We start from the raw sequence: 16,910 nt of genomic DNA, 5'->3' as shown, positions 1-16,910 counted from the left end.
CGAGAGGTGATCGATGGGCGTCGCGGGACCCCCCGGGCCGGTAATGGACCGGGACGAGGTGGACCGTGCGCTGGCGCGGCTCGGCGCGGAGCACAAGGCGGTCGAGGACTCGCTCCTCGCACTGCAGGACCACGCCGGCCGCAGGCTGCTCGAAGGTGCCGAGCTGACCGGGACGACCCGGCACCGCTGGGCCGCCACCGAGCGGACGATCACCCTGCTGTGGGCGTACTTCGACGCGTACACCGCCGCCCTGCACGACGCCCGTGAGGTGCGGGCCCGGCGCCGCTGGCCGGGCCGCGACGAGCTGGTGGAGCTGACCGACCGGCTGCGCGGCGCGAGCGTGCACGTGCCGGGCGGGGCGCGGGAGCAGGCGGCGCTGACCGAGTCGTTCAGCCTGGACGCCCTGGTCCGGCGGATGAACGAGCTGTACGCCCAGTCGCTGGACGTCGTCGTCACCGCGGACGCGGTGTGGTCGGCGCTGCCCGCCCGGATCGACCTGCTCGCCGCCGAGCTGGGCCGCACCCGGTCGCTCGCCCACTCGGTGGGCGTGCGGCCCGGGGAGCACCCGGCCGGGGACGAGCTGGAGGAGATCACGGCCGAGCTGGCGGCGCTGCGGGAGCAGGTCGTGTCGGACCCGCTGGCGTTCTGGCGGCCGGCCGAGGGCAGTTCGGCGCCCGGCGGCGGCCGGCCCGACACCGGACGTTACGACACGGCGGCCCGCGCCCTGGAGGACATCCGGCGGGAGATCGAGGCGGTGCTGCAGGTCCGGCAGGACTCGGAGGACCGGCTGCTGCGGCTGCGGGACGTGCTGTCCCGCGCCGACCGCACCCTCGCCGAGGCCCGCGCGGCCCGCGGCGAGGTGCTCGCGAAGATCGCCGCCTCCGAGGTGCCGGCGGTCAGCGGACCGCCGACCGCGCTGCAGGAGCGGCTCGCGACGGCCGCCGAGCACCGCCGGCACGCCCGGTGGCACCGGCTGTCGCCGCTCCTGGACGCCCTGGAGCGGGAGGCGGAGGACGAGCTGATGCGCGCCCGCGAGTCGCTGACCGCGGTGACCGCGCCGCTCGCGGTGCGCGCCGAGCTGCGCGGCCGGCTCGACGCGTACAAGGCGAAGGTGGCCCGGCTCGGCGGCGCGGAGGACCCGTTCCTCATCGAGCGGTACGACACGGCCCGGCGGATGCTGTGGAGCGCGCCCTGCGATCTGCGGGCGGCCGAGCAGGCGGTGCTGCGCTACCAGCAGGCGGCGGCCGAGACCCTCTCCGGGCCGCAGGACGCACGGGGGGACCGATCATGAGCGGGGAGTCCGGAGTGAGCAGGTGTCAGCGTCCGACGTGCGAGGGCTCGTACGAGGACATGGGCGGCGGCGAGCTGTACTGCGACACGTGCGGTCTCGCCCCGGTCGTCGCGTCCGGCGGGCAGCTGGCGTCGAACCCGACCGGCATGGCCGTGCCGGGCCGGGAGTCGTCGAAGGGGTCGGGCCGGGGCTCGGCCAGCGGCTCGGTGCGCAGCGGATCGCGCTCCTCGTCCCGTGCGTCCTCGCGGTCCTCTGCATCCCGGCGTTCGGTGTCCGGGCGGCTCTCGCGCTCGCTGTCCGGGCGCGGCTCGGCGCGCTCGGTGTCGGTGCGCAGCTCGGGTTCGAGCGGTTCGCAGTCGGGGCGCGGCCGGCTGGGCGCGGGTCTGGTGACGGTGCCGGAGGTGCCGCGTCCGGATCCGCGGGCGGCGGTGATGGCGAACCCGGAGGTGCCCGAGAGGAAGCGATTCTGCTCGCGTTCCGACTGCGGCGCCCCGGTGGGCCGTTCGCGCGGTGACCGGCCGGGCCGTACGGAGGGTTTCTGCACCAAGTGCGGCCACCCGTACAGCTTCGTGCCGAAGCTGCGGGCCGGCGACGTGGTGCACGGGCAGTACGAGGTGGTGGGCTGCCTCGCGCACGGCGGCCTCGGCTGGGTCTACCTCGCCGTCGACCGGGCGGTCTCGGACCGCTGGGTCGTCCTCAAGGGCCTGCTCGACACCGGTGACCAGGACGCCATGGCGGCCGCGATCTCGGAGCGCCGCTTCCTCGCGGAGATCGAGCACTCCAACATCGTCCGCATCTACAACTTCGTCGAGCACCTGGACCCGCGCACCGGCTCCCTGGACGGCTACATCGTCATGGAGTACGTGGGCGGCAAGTCGCTCAAGGAGATCGCCAACGACCGCCGCACGCCCGACGGCCGGCGCGATCCGCTGCCGGTCGAGCAGGCGTGCGCGTACGGCATCGAGGCGCTGGAGGCGCTCGGCCATCTGCACAGCCGCAACCTGCTCTACTGCGACTTCAAGGTCGACAACGCGATCCAGACCGAGGACCAGCTGAAGCTCATCGACATGGGCGCGGTCCGGCGGATGGACGACGACGAGTCGGCGATCTACGGCACGGTCGGCTACCAGGCGCCGGAGGTCGCCGACGTCGGCCCGTCCGTGGCCAGCGACCTCTACACGGTGGCACGCACGCTCGCCGTGCTCACCTTCGACTTCCAGGGCTACACCAACGTCTACGTCGACTCGCTGCCGGAGCCCGACGGCATCGAGGTCCTGCGGACGTACGAGTCGTTCTACCGCCTCCTGGTGCGGGCCACCGACCCGGACCCGGCCCGCCGCTTCTCCTCCGCGCAGGAGATGGCCGAGCAGCTGACGGGTGTGCTGCGGGAGGTCGTCGCGCTGCAGTCGGGCCGGCCGCGGCCGGCGCTCTCGACGCTGTTCGGCGCCGAGGTGCGGGTCACGGACACCGAGCTGTTCGACGAGCAGACGGACGACGTGTCGGTGCTCGGGGCGCGCGAGACCCGGCGCGGGCGCCGCAGCGCGCTTCCCTCCGCCGTCCCCGGACGGGGCGGGGCCTTCCTGCGCCCGCTGGACGTGCCCGCGACGACGCTCGCGCTGCCGGTGCCGCGGGTCGACCCGGGCGACCCCAACGCCGGTTTCCTCGCCGGACTGCTGGCCGCCGCGCCCGCCGAGCTGATCACCGCCCTGCACGCGGCGCCGGTCCGCTCGCTCGAACTGAGCCTGCGCGAGCTGCGGGCGCGGCTCGAGATGGGCGACCTGGGGGCCGCCGGGCGGGCCCTGGAGAACCTGGAGCAGGGGCACGGGGACGACTGGCGGGTGGTCTGGTACCGCGGCGTGACCTCGCTGGTCGCCGGCGACCGGGAGAGCGCGGCGCTCGCCTTCGACGCGGTCTACGACGCCTTCCCCGGCGAGCCCGCGCCCAAGCTGGCGCTCGGCGTGTGCGCGGAAGTGCTGGGCCAGCTGGACAACGCGGCGGAGTACTACCGCCTGGTGTGGGCGACCGACCCGAGCTATGTGAGCGCCGCGTTCGGCCTGGCCCGGACGCAGCTGGCGGCGGGCGACCGGGCGGGCGCGGTGCGCACCCTGGAGTCCGTGCCCGAGTCGTCCATCCACTACACGGCGGCCCGGGTCGCGGCCGTCCGCGCGCGGCTGCGCCGCCGCCCGGCGAACGAGGCGCTCGGGGGCGACCTGACGGCGGCCGCCGCGCAGGTCTCGGCGCTGCAGGGCTTCGGCCTTGACGCGGTGCGCCGCGAGCGGCTGGCCACCGAGGTGCTCGGCACGGCGCTCGACTGGGTGCTCTCCGGGAGCCCAGGCGCGGGGCCGGCCGGCACGGTGCTGCTCGGCAGCGAACTGGACGAGCGCGGACTGCGCTTCGGCCTCGAACGCTCGTACCGGGTGCTCGCCCGGCTCGCCCAGCGCGGCGAGGAGAGGATCGAACTGGTGGAGCGGGCCAACCGCTACCGCCCCAGGACGTGGGTGTGAGTATGTCCCTGAAGCCCAAGGCCCCGCACCCCCTGGGGACCTGCCCCGAGTGCGCCGAGCCGCTCGAGTCGGGGGACCGTTTCTGCGGCGCGTGCGGTTACGACCTGTCGGCCGCCGCCGCCCCCGAGCCCGACCGCCCGACGGTCCCGATCGCCCTCCCCGTCGACTGGCCGGAGCCCCCGCCCCGCGACCCCAACTCCCTGACCACGGCCACCCAGCACCCCGGCGACCTCCCGGGCACGGACTCGGGCGGCCGCGACCTGCCCACACTGCCGGTCCGGATCGACGAGGTCCCGGAGGCGGGGGCGCCCGCCGCCGAACACGGCTCATCCGAACACGGCTCTTCCGAAGGCGACTTCACCCTCGCCGCGCCCGACCCGCGCGCCGCGCTCCAGGCCGGGTCCACGCCCCGGCCCGAGCCCGCGCACTCGCCGGAGCCCACACCCGCGCCCGAACCCGGTGAGGCGCGGAAGCTGTGCGTCGCGTGCCGGACCGGGCAGGTGGACGGGGACGGATACTGCGAGCACTGCGGGCACGCGCAGCCGCGCGAGCGGGACCACATGGAGGAGGAGCTGCCCGCGGTCGCCGCCGTGAGCGACCGGGGGCTGCGGCACCACCGCAACGAGGACAGCTTCGCCGTCGCGTCGGCCGCGCTGCCCGACGGCACGCCCGCCGCAATCGGCGTCGTCTGCGACGGCGTGTCGTCGGCGACCCGGCCCGACGAGGCGTCCAGCGCCGCTGCCTGCGCCGCGAACGCGGCGCTCGTGGCGGCGCTGCCACGGGGCACGCACCCGCAGCAGGCGATGCACGAGGCGATCGTGGCCGCGGCCGAGGCGGTCAACTCCCTGGCGGAGCAGGGGCCGGACTCCGGCGAGCGCGATCACCACACCAACGCGCCGGCCTGCACCATCGTCGGTTCCGTCGTCGCGGGCGAGCTCCTCGTGGTCGGCTGGGTCGGCGACAGCCGGGCGTACTGGGTGCCCGACGACCGCACCGCGCCGCCCGCCCGGCTCACCGAGGACGACTCGTGGGCCGCGCAGATGGTGGCGGCGGGCCTGATGAGCGAGGCGCAGGCGTACGCGGACGAGCGCGCCCACGCGATCACGGGCTGGCTCGGCGCCGACGCGTACGAACTGGAGCCGCACACCGCCGCGTTCAAACCGGACCGGCCTGGCGTGGTGGTGGTCTGCACCGACGGACTGTGGAACTACGCGGAAGCGGCCGAGGAGATGGCCCGGATCATGCCGGCCGACGCCTCCGGCCGCCCGCTGCACGCGGCCCAGGTCCTCGTCGGCCACGCCCTCGACGGCGGCGGCCACGACAACATCACGGTCGCGCTGCTGCCGTTCAGCCTTCCGGCCTCCGGGGCAGGATCGGCCTGACCGGCCGTCCGCCCCACCATCCCGAACCCACTCCTACTTTCTTCCTCACTTCTCTTCTCGTGAGCCGAGGAGCCGAATCACCCATGGCCAACTTCTCCAAGCCGACCGGGCCGCAGTTCTCGGTGGACGTGTACCAGAACGAGTTCCTGCCGGAGGGCGGGCGGGACGTCAACGCGATCGTCACCGTCACCGCGATCGGCGGCGGCACCACCGCCGGACTGCCGCAGCCCGCCGCCGGCGGCCGCTCCGCCGCGGTCGTGCTGATGCTCGACTGCTCGGGTTCGATGGACTACCCGGCGACCAAGATGCGGGGCGCGCGCGACGCGGCCGCCGCCGCCATCGACACCCTGCGCGACGGCACGGCCTTCGCCCTGGTCGCCGGCACGCACGTGGCGAATGAGGTGTATCCGGGCGGCGGCCGGCTCGCCGTGGCCGACGCACGCACCCGCGCCGAGGCCAGGGACGCGCTGCGCGGCCTGAGCGCGGGCGGTGGCACCGCCATCGGCACCTGGCTGCGGCTCGCCGACCGGTTGCTGTCCTCCGCGGACGCGGCCGGCGCCGCGATCCGGCACGGCATCCTGCTCACCGACGGCCGCAACGAGCACGAGGCGCCCGCCGACCTGCGCGCCGCCCTGGACGCCTGCGCGGGCCGCTTCACCTGCGACGCGCGCGGTGTGGGCACCGACTGGGAGGTCGAGGAGGTCAAGGGCATCGCCCGGGCGCTGCTCGGCACCGCCGACATCGTCGCCGACCCCGCGGGGCTCACGGCGGACTTCACGACGATGATGGAACGCGCCATGGACAAGGAGGTCGCGGACGTCGCACTGCGCCTGTGGACCCCGGTCGGCGTGGAGATCGGCTTCGTGAAGCAGGTCGCGCCGACGGTCGAGGACCTGACGGCCCGGCGCACCGAGGCGGGCCCGCGCGCCGGGGACTACCCGACCGGCTCCTGGGGCGACGAGTCCCGCGACTACCACGTGTCCGTGCGCGTCCCGCAGGCCGCGGTCGGCCAGGAGATGCTGGCCGCCCGTGTCTCGCTGATCGTGCCGGACCCCGCGGGCGGCACTCCGGTGACGCTGTCTCAAGGACTGGTACGGGCGGTGTGGACGGACGACATGGTGATGTCGACGGCCATCAATCCGCAGGTCGCGCACTACACGGGGCAGGCTGAGCTGGCCGATGTCATCCAGCAGGGCCTGGATGCGCGCAAATCGGGCGACCGCGACGGCGCGACGGCCAAGCTGGGGCGTGCGGTGCAGCTCGCGGCGGCCTCCGGGAACGCCGATACCGCGAAACTGCTTTCGAAGGTGGTGGACGTGGTCGATGCCGCGACGGGTACTGTGCGGTTGAAGGCGAAGGTCGCGGAAGCGGACGAGATGACGCTCGAGACGCGTTCCACCAAGACCGTTCGCGTGAAGAAGTAAACGGACAGTACGCAGTAAACGGACACAGGGCCGTAAGGGACGACGAGAGGGGGAAGCACCGACATGCCGACCTGCCCGAACGGACACCAGTCGGTCTCCGACGACTGGTGCGAGGTCTGCGGCCACCGCATGGCCGGGGCGGGTGCGCCGACGGGTGCCGTACCGCCGCCTCCCCCGCCGCCGCCCGCCTACGGATACCCGGGCCCCGGCGGCCCGGCCGGCCCGGGCCCCGCCGGTCCGCCTCCGCCGCCGCCGGTGCCGGGTGGCCCCATGGGCCCGGGTGGCCCCGGTGGCCCCGGTGGTCACGGCGCTCCCGGTGGTTACGACCCGAACGCGACCGCCCAGGCCGAGCTGTGCCCGCAGTGCCGCACCCCGCGCGAGCCGATGGCGCCGTTCTGCGAGGAGTGCCGCTGGAACTTCCTCACGAACACGGCGACCTCGTACACCCCGATCGCCCCGGCGCCCGGCCCGGGCATGCCCCCGCCGCCGGCCCCGGCGCCCGGCGGGCTGAACCTGCCGCCCGGCTTCCAGTCGCCGCCGCGGCCTTCGCAGCCGCAGCAGCCCCACCCGGATCCGTACGAGTACCAGGGCTCGCGGCCCTCGCAGGTGAACCGGCCGGCCGAGCCGCTGGGCGCCGACCCGACGCACCACCAGGCCCCGCCGCAGCGCCCGCCGATGTCCGGCCCGCCGGCCCCGCCGGCGCCGGTGGCCCCCCAGGCGTTCCAGCCGGCCCCGCCGGCGGGCGGCCCCGGCATGCCCCCGCCGCCCGCGCCGCCGCAGCCGCGCGCGGACGACGACTGGCTGCTCTCGCCCCCGTCCCGGCCGGAGCCGCCGGCGCCCGCGCCCGGCCCCGTACCGCCGAACCTGCCCCCGCTGCCCGGCCACGGCGGCCCCGGCCCCCAGGGACCCGGTCCGCACGGTTCCGGTCCCCAGGGTCCCGGTCCGCAGGGAGCGCCGCCCGCGCCCTTCCAGCCGCAGCAGCCGCAGCCCCCGCAGCAGCGTCCGCAGCCGGCGAACTGGACGGCCGTGATCGGCCCGGACCGCGAGTACTTCATGGCGATGATGCACCGCAGCGGCCCGGAGGCGACGGGGCTCAACCTGCCCGCGTACTCCCCCGAGCAGCACGTGCCGCTCCAGGGCAACCAGGTCAGCATCGGCCGCCGCCGGCACTCCACCGGCGAGTCGCCCGACATCGACCTGTCGGTGCCGCCGGAGGACCCGGGCGTCTCGCACCAGCACGCGGTGCTCGTGGCGCAGCCGGACGGCTCGTGGGCGGTGGTGGACCAGAACTCCACCAACGGCACCACGATCAACGGCTCGCCCGACCCGATCCAGCCCTATGTGCCGGTGCAGCTGGGCGACGGCGACCGGGTGCACGTGGGCGCCTGGACGACGATCACCGTCCGCCGCGGCTGAGCACACACGTCGTCTAGAGGCCCGGCAGCGGCCAGGCGTACGGCCCCTCGGGGTCGTCCAGCCAGGCCCACTGCCGGCCCTCCCGCACCGTCACCCCGAAGCGCTCCCGCTCCGGCCGCCGTTCGCGCTGCCAGAGCGAGAGCGCTTCGCGCGTGTCCAGGCTCCCGCCGACGAGCCCGGCCAGGAACTGGAAGCGCTCGTCCTCGTACGCCCGGCGCGGCACCCCGCCCATGCCCCGGGGCGGCCGGGCCCGGGCAGCGGCGCGGCCGCGCAGCGGGACGAAGTAGGCGGAGGTGTCGAGGAACCGGCCCTCGGCGTGGTCCGGGTCCTGGACGGCGAGCAGGATCAGGCCGGTGGAGAGCGGTGCGAGGATCCGGCCGCCGGGCCGGCTCTGGGCGAGCCACGGGTGCGGGACGGCGGGGATCTCGCAGGTGGCCACGATCCGGTCGTACGGGGCGCGCTCGGGGCAGCCGCGGGCGCCGTCCCCGGTGATCACGGCGGGCCGGTGGCCGGCGGCGGCGAGATGGACGCGGGCGGATTCGGCGATCTCCTCGTCCAGGTCGACGGTGGTGACGTGGCGGTCGCCGAGGCGGTGGCAGAGCAGCGCGGCGCCGTAGCCGCTGCCGGCTCCGATCTCCAGGACGTCGTGGCCGTCGTCGATGCCGAGGGCTTCGAGCATCCGGGCCATGAGTGACGGCTGGCTGGCGGAGGAGAGCAGCTCGCCGTCCCGGACGCGGGTGGCGAGAGCGGCGTCCTGGTAGGCCCCGCGCAGCCAGCGGGCCCGCCGGGCCGGGTCGGAGTCGCCGGACCAGAGGCGCTCGTAACCGGCCGGGCCCGGCACGTAGTAGGAGGGGACGAAGAGGTGGCGCGGGACCTCGGCGAAGGCGGCCCGCCAGGCCGGGTCGCGCAGCGCGCCGTACGCCTCGATCTCGCGCACCAGCGCTCGCCGCGCCCGCGCTCCCTCCTCGGCGAACATGTCGCGCATGTCTCCACTGTGCTGGGGAGCCCCCTCTTCCGGCCACCGGTCCTAAGGCTCCGGTCCTCCGTCCGGGCATCTGAGACGATGGAACGGTGAACGAGATTCCGCGCGGCACGCTTCAGGAGCAGACCTTCTACGAGCAGGTGGGTGGCGAGGAGACCTTCCGGCGCCTGGTCCGCCGCTTCTACCAGGGGGTGGCGGAGGACCCGCTGCTGCGGCCGATGTACCCGGAGGAGGACCTGGGACCGGCCGAGGAGCGCCTTGTGCTCTTCCTCATCCAGTACTGGGGCGGTCCGCGGACCTACAGCGACCACCGTGGCCACCCTCGGCTGCGGATGCGGCACGCGCCGTTCACGGTGGACCGGGCGGCGCACGACGCGTGGCTGCGGCACATGCGGGACGCGGTGGACGAACTGGGGCTCGCGCCGGAGCACGAGCAGGAGCTGTGGCGGTATCTGACCTTCGCCGCCTCGGCGATGATCAACACCGCGGAGTAGCTCGCTTCGCTGCCCCGCGCGCCCGGACGAACACATTCCGGTGATCGTGTGCCGAATAACGGTCACGATCGGATCAAGGTGCCTTCGAAAGCGGTTTCCAGACGCGGGGCCCTCTGAAAACATCCGATGAAAGTTCGATAGTGAACGATCACGGTGTTTTCAGGGGGGAAACGGGTGACGGGCTTCGTACTGCTACGGGTCAGGGCGCACCGGCTGCTCCTGACCGCCGCCCTGCTCGCCGTCCTCCTGACGACCTCCGTCCTCGCGACCCTCGCCGCCTTCTCCGGCTCGATCGGCGACGCCGCGCTCCAGGGCACCCTGCAGGGGCGGGCCGCGCCCGCCGCCGCGCTCGTCATCAGCGGGCAGATCCCCGAGGACAAGCGGGCGAGCGCCGACGCGGCCGCCCGCAAGGGCACCGAGCGGACCTTCGCCGGGCTGCCGGTGCACGTACGGAAGCTCGCGGCCTCCGGCCCGTACGCGCTGCCGCGCTCGCTCCAGCCGCCGGCCGCCCGCGCGGGCGACCCGGACCTCACCCACTTCGCCGCGCTCGACCGCTCCCGGATCACCCTGGTCCGCGGCGCCTGGCCGCGGCCCGCCGCCAAGGATCCGGACGCCCCCGTCGAGAGCGCCGTCCCCGAGGAGGTCGCGCGCCGGCTCAAGATCGCCCCCGGCACCGTCCTCGGCCTCACCGACCGGCTCGCCGACAAGCCGCTGCGGACCCGGATCACCGGCGTCTATCGGCCCGTCGACACCGCCGACCTGTACTGGCAGCTCGACGCGGCGGGCGGCCGTGGCGTGAAGACGCTCGCCTTCACCACGTACGGACCGCTGTTCGCCGACCCCGCCACGCTCACGTCCGGCCGGGTCACCGCCGGCACCACCTCCTGGCTGGGCACCGCCGACTACAGCGCCGTCACCACCGACCGCACCGACGCCCTGCGGGCCTCCGCCGCCAAGGGGCCGGAGACTGTCCTCGCCGACACGGCGGGCTTCGGCACCACCGTCACCGCCTACACCTCGCTGCCGACCGTCCTGGAGCAGACCGACCGGGCGCTGCTGGTCTCCCGCTCGACCCTCTCCATCGTGGCCGTGCAGCTGGTGCTGCTCGCCGCCTACGCGCTGCTGCTCGTCGCCCGGCTGCTCAGCAGCGAGCGCTCCGGCGAGACCGAACTCCTGCGCGCCCGCGGCGCCTCCCGCCGCCGGATCGCGGGGCTCGCCTCCGTCGAGGCGCTGCTGCTCGCGCTGCCCGCCGCCGTCGCCGCGCCGCTGCTCGCCCCTCCGCTGACCCGGCTCTTCGCCGACCGCACCGCGCTCGACGCGCTCGGCCGGCTCGACGCCACTCCCCCGCCGGTCGTCTGGCTGGTCGCCGCCGCCGTCGCGCTGTGCTGCGCGGCGGCCGTCGTCGCCCCGGCGCTCGCCGCGGGGGACGGCGCCGCCGTCTCGCTGCGCAAGGGCCGGGCCGCCGCGCTGCCCGCGCCCGTCCGGGCCGGCGCCGACGTCGGTCTGCTCGTCATCGCGGGCATCGCCTACTGGCAGCTCGACCGGCAGACCGGCACGGGCGGCGCCGGGGCGCTCGCGGGTGACCGCTCCGGCGGCCTCGGCGTCGACCCGCTCCTCGTCGCCGCGCCCGCCCTCGCGCTGCTCGCCGGCACCGTCCTGACACTGCGTCTGCTGCCGCCCGCCGCCAGGCTGGCCGAGCGGCGCGCGGCCGGCGGCCGCGGTCTGCCGGCTGCGCTCGCGGGCTGGCAGTTCAGCCGTCGTCCGCTGCGCGGCGCGGGCCCGGTGCTGCTGCTCGTCCTCGCCGTCGCCATGGGCATGCTGGCGATCGGGCAGTCCGACTCCTGGGACCGCTCGCAGCGCGACCAGGCCGACTTCAGGGCCGGTGCGGACGTACGGGTGCTGAGCGCGGGCCCCGGCGACCTGGCCGAGACCGAACGCCTCGCCGCGCTGCCCGGGGTCCGGGCGGCGGCGCCCGTGCACCGGGCCGGCACCGACATCGCCGGCCACAGCGCGACCGTCCTGGCCGTGGACACCCGGCACGCCGCCGACGGCCTGCGGCTGCGGCCCGACCTGGCCGACGGCTCCCCCGCCGACCGGCTCGCCGCCGTCGCGCCCGGGGCCGCGCCGCACCCGGGCATCGCGCTGCCCGCCGGCACCCGCGCGCTCGCGGTCGAGCTGCGCGACCGGGCGCCGCGCGAGACGCCCGGCACGCAGGCCACGGTCGTCCTGGAGGACGGTTACGGCATCCCGTACCGCCGTCTCCTCGGCACCCTGCCCGCCGACGGCCGCACCCACCGGCTCACCGTCGCGCTGCCGGAACTCCGCGGCGCGGGCGGCTTCGGCGTGGCCGGCCTGGAGATCGGCGGCACGCTCGGCGAGGGCACGGGCGGGCAGCGGGTGCTCACCGTCGGGCGGCTGTTCTCCGTCCGCGACGGCGGCGCCGCGCAGCCGATCGACGTGCGCGGGGCGCTGCCGAAGTGGACCGCGGAGTACGGGGCGCGGCTCGCGAACGGCGACACGCCGGAGGTCCCGCTGAGCGGGGTCGCCGGCGCCGACGGCTCGCTCGACGTCACCTTCGACGCGGGCAGCCGGAAGGTCACGGGCCCCTGGCCCGGCACGGACGACTACGACCTGACGCTCACCGCGCCCCGCCCGGCGGCGCCGAAGCAGATCCCGGCGCTCGCCACCGACGCGTTCCTCACCGCCGCCAAGGCGAAGAAGGGCGACGTCGTCGAGGTCGCCGTCAACGGCTCCACCCTGCGCGTCCTGATCGCCGAGGTCGTCCGGGAGCTGCCGACCACCGGCCCCGGCGCCCGGGCCGTCTCCGCCTCCGCCCCCGCGACCACGCCGCAGGACGGCGGCGCGCTCCTCGTCGACCTGTTCACCGCCAACCGCGCCCTCGCGGCCACGCCCGGCGCCACCCTGCCGCCCACCGAATGGTGGCTGGCCACCGCGCCCGGCCGCGCCGCCGAGGTCGCGAGGACCCTGCGGGCCCGCCCGGACGCGGACCCCGCACAGGTGCTCGTACGGGACGAGGCCGCGGCCGAACTCCTCGGCGACCCGCTCGGCGCGGGCCCCAACTCGGCGCTGATGGCGGTCGCGGCGGCCGCCGCCGCGCTCGCCGCGGTGGGCTTCGCGGTCGGCTCGGCCGGTTCGCTGCGGGAACGGGCGCAGGAGTTCGGCGTCCTGCGCGCGCTGGGCGCGCCGCGCCGCCAACTGGCCCGCCTCATCGCCGCCGAACAGGGCCTGCTCGTCGGCATCGGCCTCCTCGTCGGCGTGGCCCTGGGCACGGTCCTCACCCGGGCCGTCGTCCCCCTCGTCGTCCTCACCGGCCAGGCCGAGCGCCCCGTCCCCCGCGTCCTGGTCGAACTCCCCGTCGCCCACGTGGCCCTGCTCCTCGCGGGCGTCGCCGCGCTGCCGCTCGCGGTCGTCGCGACGATCGCCCTGCGCCGCACGGACCCGGCGACGACACTGCGGACGCAGGGGGGCCACTGATGGCGCCGGCCGTTGCGCAAGGCGGCCCGTCGCTGCCGCAGCCCGCCTCCACCCGCCGGGGCCGCTGATGCCGCCCGCCGCCCGCGCCCCCGCCCCCGTCCCCACCCCTGCCCCCGCCCGCGGAAAGGCGACCGCCATGACCCGCAAGCCCGCCCGTGCCGTGGCGCCCTGGGTCCGTACCCGGCTGCGGACCGCGCCGGGCGCGGCCCTCGCGTTCGGGCTGCTCGTCCTGGTGACGGCGTTCCTGGCGGCGGCGCTGCCGCGGGCGGTCGACGCCTACGAGACGGACGGGCTGCGGCACGCCATCACGGCCGCGCCGGCGCACCGCAGCGCGCTGACGCTGACCACGCCCAGCGAGTTCGCGGACCAGCTCGCGCCGGCGAAGCTGCGAAGGACCCGGGACGAGCTGACGCCGCTGCTGCCCGCGCCGCTGCGCGTGGAGCCCGCCGACTCGGCGTACGGGGCGCGCACCACCAAGCGGATCCCCGCGTTCGACCGGTGGCTGCCGCAGCCGGACGGGCTGCCGCCCGAGCTGGTCCTGGACGCGCGGGCCGACCTGGCCGCGCACGCCACATACACCGCGGGCCGCGCCCCGCGGGCCGGTGCGGGCGGCTCGATGGAGGCGGCCGTCACGGCGAAGACCGCGGGGGCGCTGCGTCTGAAGGTGGGTTCGGTCGTGCACGTGCCGGGCACCGACGGCGTGCCGAAGGCGGTCACGGTCACCGGCATCGTCGAGCCGAAGGACGTCGGGCGCCCGTTCTGGTCGGTCGACCCGCTCCTGCACACGCCGCTCTTCACGGCCAAGGGCGTCGACGAGCCCAAGTGGTACTGGGTGGCGACGCTGATCGTGGCGCCGGAGAGCGGGCCGGGGCTGCTCAAGACCCTCGGCGAGCCGGAGCAGTACTGGCGGTACGCGCCCGCCACCGGCCACCTCACCGCCCAGGACACCGACCGCCTCGCCACCGCGCTCGACTCGGCGGCCGCCGGTCCCGACCTGGTGAAGCTGCGTCGGGCCGTCGGCGAGAACGGCGCGTTCGACACGGACCTGGACGAGCTCGTCGCCGGTTACGCCGGGCTGCGGGACGTCATCGCGTCGGTGGTCGCGGTCGCCGCCTTCGGTGTCGGCGCGGTCGCGGTGGTCGTCCTGGCGATGACGGGCGGCCTGTTCACCGCCCGGCGGCGCGCCGAACTGGCGCTGCTGCGCTCCCGCGGCGCCTCGCTGACCGGCATCGGCGGCCGGCTGCTCGGCGAGACCGTCGTGATCACGGTCCCGGCGGCCGCGCTCGGGCTGCTGCTCGCGATCACGCTCACCGATGCCCCGGGCGCCCGGCTCTGGCCGGCCTGCGCGGCGGCCGTCGCGGTCGCGCTGCTCGCCTCGCTCGTGCTGCCGCTGCGCGCGGTCCTCCTGCACCGGCGGCCCCAGCTGCACGGCGGCCGCGAGGACGTGATCACGGCGCGGCCGTCGCGGCGCCGCACGGTCGCCGAGCTGACCTTCCTCGTCCTCGCGGCCGGCGCCGTCACCGCGCTGCGCCGCCGCGGCACCGGCGACTCCGGCTCGGTCGACTACCTGGTCAGCGCCGCGCCGGTGCTGGTCGCGCTGATCGCCGCGTTCGTGCTCGTACGGCTGTATCCGCTGCCGCTGCGCTGGCTGGCCCGGCCCGCGCGCCGGCTGCGCGGTGTGGTCGGCCATCTGTCGCTGGCCCGCGCCGGCCGGTCCTCGGCGGCCGGCGCGCTGCCGCTGCTGGCACTGCTCGTGGCGCTGACCACGGCCGCGGTCGGCGGCGCGGTGCTCACCGGTGTCGCCGACGCCCGCGACAAGGCGGCCCATCTGGCGACCGGCGCGGACGCCCGGGTGAGCAACGACGTCGGCGGGACGCCGCTGCCCGCCGGGCTGGCCGAGACCGTGCGGGGCGTCCCCGGGGTGCGCGAGGTGGCGCCCGTGCAGATCGAGTACGGCCTGGAGCTGCCGTCCAGGCGCGGCTCGACCGACCACGGCATGGGTGCGCCGCTGGTCGGCGTCGAGCCCGCCTCGTACGCCCGGCTCGCGGCCCGTACCGGCTTCGGAGCGTTCCCCGCCGACCTGCTGAAGTCCACCGGCACCGGCGGGCCCGCCAACGTCGGCAACAACGCCCGGGTCATCCCGGCGATCGCCTCGCCGGCGGTCGCCGACCGGCTCGGCGACAAGCCGATGGAGATCACGGCGGCGGCCGGGCGGTTCCACGTCCGGGTGGTCGCCGTGCGCACCGTCACCCCGGCCCTGCCCGACAAGGACTTCCTCCTCGTCAACGCCGACGACCTGGTCAACCGGGCGCCCACCGCGCTGCTCGTCACCGGCGACGGGGCCGGGAGGCCCGACGGCCCGGCGCTGCGCGCCGCGGTGGCGGCGAAGGACCGGAACGACCAGGTGACCCTGGCCGCCGAGAAGCGCGCCGCGTACGTCGACTCGCCGATGCAGACCGGCGCCGAGCGGCTCTACCTCGCCGCCATCGCCGCCGGTGCCGGCTACGCCGTCCTCGCCCTGCTGCTCTCGCTGCTCCAGGTCGCGCCCGAGCGTGCCATGCTGCTCGCCCGGCTGCGCACCATGGGCCTGACCCGCGGCCAGGGCCGGCGGCTGCTCGCCCTGGAGGCGCTGCCGCAGGCGCTGCTGGCGGCGGTCGGCGGCGCGCTCGTGGGCTGGGCGACGATCCTGCTGCTCGCGCCCGGCATCGACCTGGTCCGGCTCGCGCTCGCCGGGGCGCCCGAGGAGGCCATGGGCCTGGGCGCGGCGCTGCGGGCGGACCTGTGGTCGCTGGGGCTTCCGGCGGCCGGTGTGGTGCTGCTGGCGGGCGGGGCGGCGCTGGTGCAGGCGTGGTGGGCGGCGCGCAGGGGCTCGATCCGGGAACTCAGGGCAGGAGACGCACGATGACGACGACCACGGGGACTTCAGGCGCTTCGGCCTCGGCGGCTTCGGGGACTTCGGGGGCTTCCGGGACCGCGGCCTCCGGCACCACGCTGGAGGAACTGGAGCGGCGGGCGGCGGCGCACCGCGACCGGCCCGAGTACGGCCATGACGCGCTGATCGCCTGCGACCGTCTCGTACGGATCTTCACCACCGACGGGGTGGAGGTGCAGGCCCTCCAGGGCCTTGACCTGCTGGTGCGGGAGGGCGAGCTGATGGCCCTGGTCGGCGCGTCCGGCTCGGGCAAGTCGACGCTGATGAACATCCTGGCCGGGCTCGACGTGCCGACCGCCGGCGCGGCGAAGGTCGCGGGCTGCGACCTGCTCGCGATGGACGGCAAGGCGCGGCTCCGCTACCGCCGCGAGGTCGTCGGCTTCGTCTGGCAGCAGACCGCGCGGAACCTCCTTCCGTACCTGACGGCGGCGCAGAACGTGGCGCTGCCCATGCAGTTGAAGGGCGGCGGCCGGTCCAGGGACAAGGCGCGGCGGGCGGAGGAGCTGCTCTCGATGCTGGGCATCGCCGAGATCCGCGACCGGCGGCCGCACCAGCTGTCCGGCGGCCAGCAGCAGCGGGTCGCGATCGCCGTCGCCCTCGCCAACGCCCCGTCGGTGCTGCTCGCCGACGAGCCGACCGGTGAGCTGGACTCGGCGACCGGTGAGCAGATCTTCGCCGCCTTCCGGCGCGCCAACGAGGAGCTGGGCACGACGATCGTCATCGTCACCCACGACCAGGCGGTCGCCTCCGAGGTGCGCCGCACGGTCGCCATCCGCGACGGCCGCACCTCCTCCGAGGTGCTGCGGCGCACGGAGATCGACGCGGAGGGCCAGGAGTCCCTGGTGGCGCGGGAGTACGCGATGCTCGACCGGGCCGGCCGGCTCCAGCTGCCCGCCGAGTACACGGAGGCGCTCGGCATGAAGCACCGGGTGGCCCTGGAGCTGGAGCAGGACCACATCGGGGTGTGGCCGGACGACACGGAGGGCTGAC

The 16,910-nt window shown here is 76.1% G+C and carries 10 protein-coding genes; 9 read left to right on the top strand and 1 reads right to left on the bottom strand.

Features of this window, described 5'->3' with window-relative positions; all coding sequences use genetic code 11:
- Positions 1 to 13 precede the first annotated feature (13 nt).
- The 5 genes from ACIRSU_RS17035 (at position 14) to ACIRSU_RS17015 (ending at position 8,017) form a co-directional block, all read left to right on the top strand.
- On the top strand, positions 14 to 1,291 hold the full coding sequence (locus ACIRSU_RS17035; protein ID WP_403792838.1) for a hypothetical protein: 1,278 nt from the start codon (positions 14 to 16) through the stop codon (positions 1,289 to 1,291).
- Entirely contained in the window at positions 1,288 to 3,795 is a 2,508-nt protein-coding gene (locus ACIRSU_RS17030; RefSeq protein WP_403792836.1) for a tetratricopeptide repeat protein, read from the top strand. The genes ACIRSU_RS17035 and ACIRSU_RS17030 overlap by 4 nt, the downstream gene beginning before the upstream one ends.
- 2 nt (positions 3,796 to 3,797) lie before the next feature.
- Positions 3,798 to 5,177, top strand: a complete 1,380-nt coding sequence (locus tag ACIRSU_RS17025; protein WP_403793610.1) for a PP2C family serine/threonine-protein phosphatase — start codon at positions 3,798 to 3,800, stop codon at positions 5,175 to 5,177.
- A gap of 83 nt (positions 5,178 to 5,260) precedes the next feature.
- Positions 5,261 to 6,601, top strand: coding sequence for a VWA domain-containing protein (locus ACIRSU_RS17020; RefSeq protein ID WP_403792834.1), 1,341 nt, complete (start codon positions 5,261 to 5,263; stop codon positions 6,599 to 6,601).
- 63 nt (positions 6,602 to 6,664) lie between these two features.
- Complete coding sequence (locus tag ACIRSU_RS17015; RefSeq protein WP_403792832.1) at positions 6,665 to 8,017, top strand: FHA domain-containing protein; 1,353 nt, start codon at positions 6,665 to 6,667, stop codon at positions 8,015 to 8,017.
- Between the two features lie 13 nt (positions 8,018 to 8,030).
- On the opposite strand, the gene ACIRSU_RS17010 is transcribed toward ACIRSU_RS17015, so the two are convergent.
- A complete protein-coding gene (locus ACIRSU_RS17010; protein WP_403792830.1) occupies positions 8,031 to 9,002 on the bottom strand; it encodes a methyltransferase domain-containing protein in 972 nt (323 codons plus the stop codon).
- 86 nt (positions 9,003 to 9,088) lie between these two features.
- Here ACIRSU_RS17010 and ACIRSU_RS17005 point away from each other — a divergent pair, with 86 nt between their 5' ends.
- The 4 genes from ACIRSU_RS17005 to ACIRSU_RS16990 all read left to right on the top strand — a co-directional run bounded on the left by ACIRSU_RS17005 (position 9,089) and on the right by ACIRSU_RS16990 (position 16,909).
- Complete coding sequence (locus ACIRSU_RS17005; protein ID WP_403792828.1) at positions 9,089 to 9,493, top strand: globin; 405 nt, start codon at positions 9,089 to 9,091, stop codon at positions 9,491 to 9,493.
- Between the two features lie 174 nt (positions 9,494 to 9,667).
- Entirely contained in the window at positions 9,668 to 12,988 is a 3,321-nt protein-coding gene (locus ACIRSU_RS17000) for an FtsX-like permease family protein (RefSeq protein ID WP_403792826.1), read from the top strand.
- A 136-nt stretch (positions 12,989 to 13,124) separates the two neighbouring features.
- Positions 13,125 to 15,893 carry an ABC transporter permease gene (locus ACIRSU_RS16995; RefSeq protein WP_403792825.1) on the top strand — a complete coding sequence of 923 codons (2,769 nt, stop codon included), beginning with the start codon at positions 13,125 to 13,127 and terminating at the stop codon, positions 15,891 to 15,893.
- Positions 15,890 to 16,909 (top strand): ABC transporter ATP-binding protein, encoded by a 1,020-nt coding sequence (locus tag ACIRSU_RS16990; protein WP_403792823.1) that lies wholly within the window; start codon positions 15,890 to 15,892, stop codon positions 16,907 to 16,909. The genes ACIRSU_RS16995 and ACIRSU_RS16990 overlap by 4 nt, the downstream gene beginning before the upstream one ends.
- Position 16,910: the final 1 nt, after the last annotated feature.

It is taken from the genome of Streptomyces sp. NPDC101160, from assembly GCF_044768205.1.
Classification (GTDB): domain Bacteria; phylum Actinomycetota; class Actinomycetes; order Streptomycetales; family Streptomycetaceae; genus Streptomyces.
The sequence above is the reverse complement of the archived record's forward strand: the minus strand, read 5'-3'. Positions and strand labels throughout refer to the sequence as shown.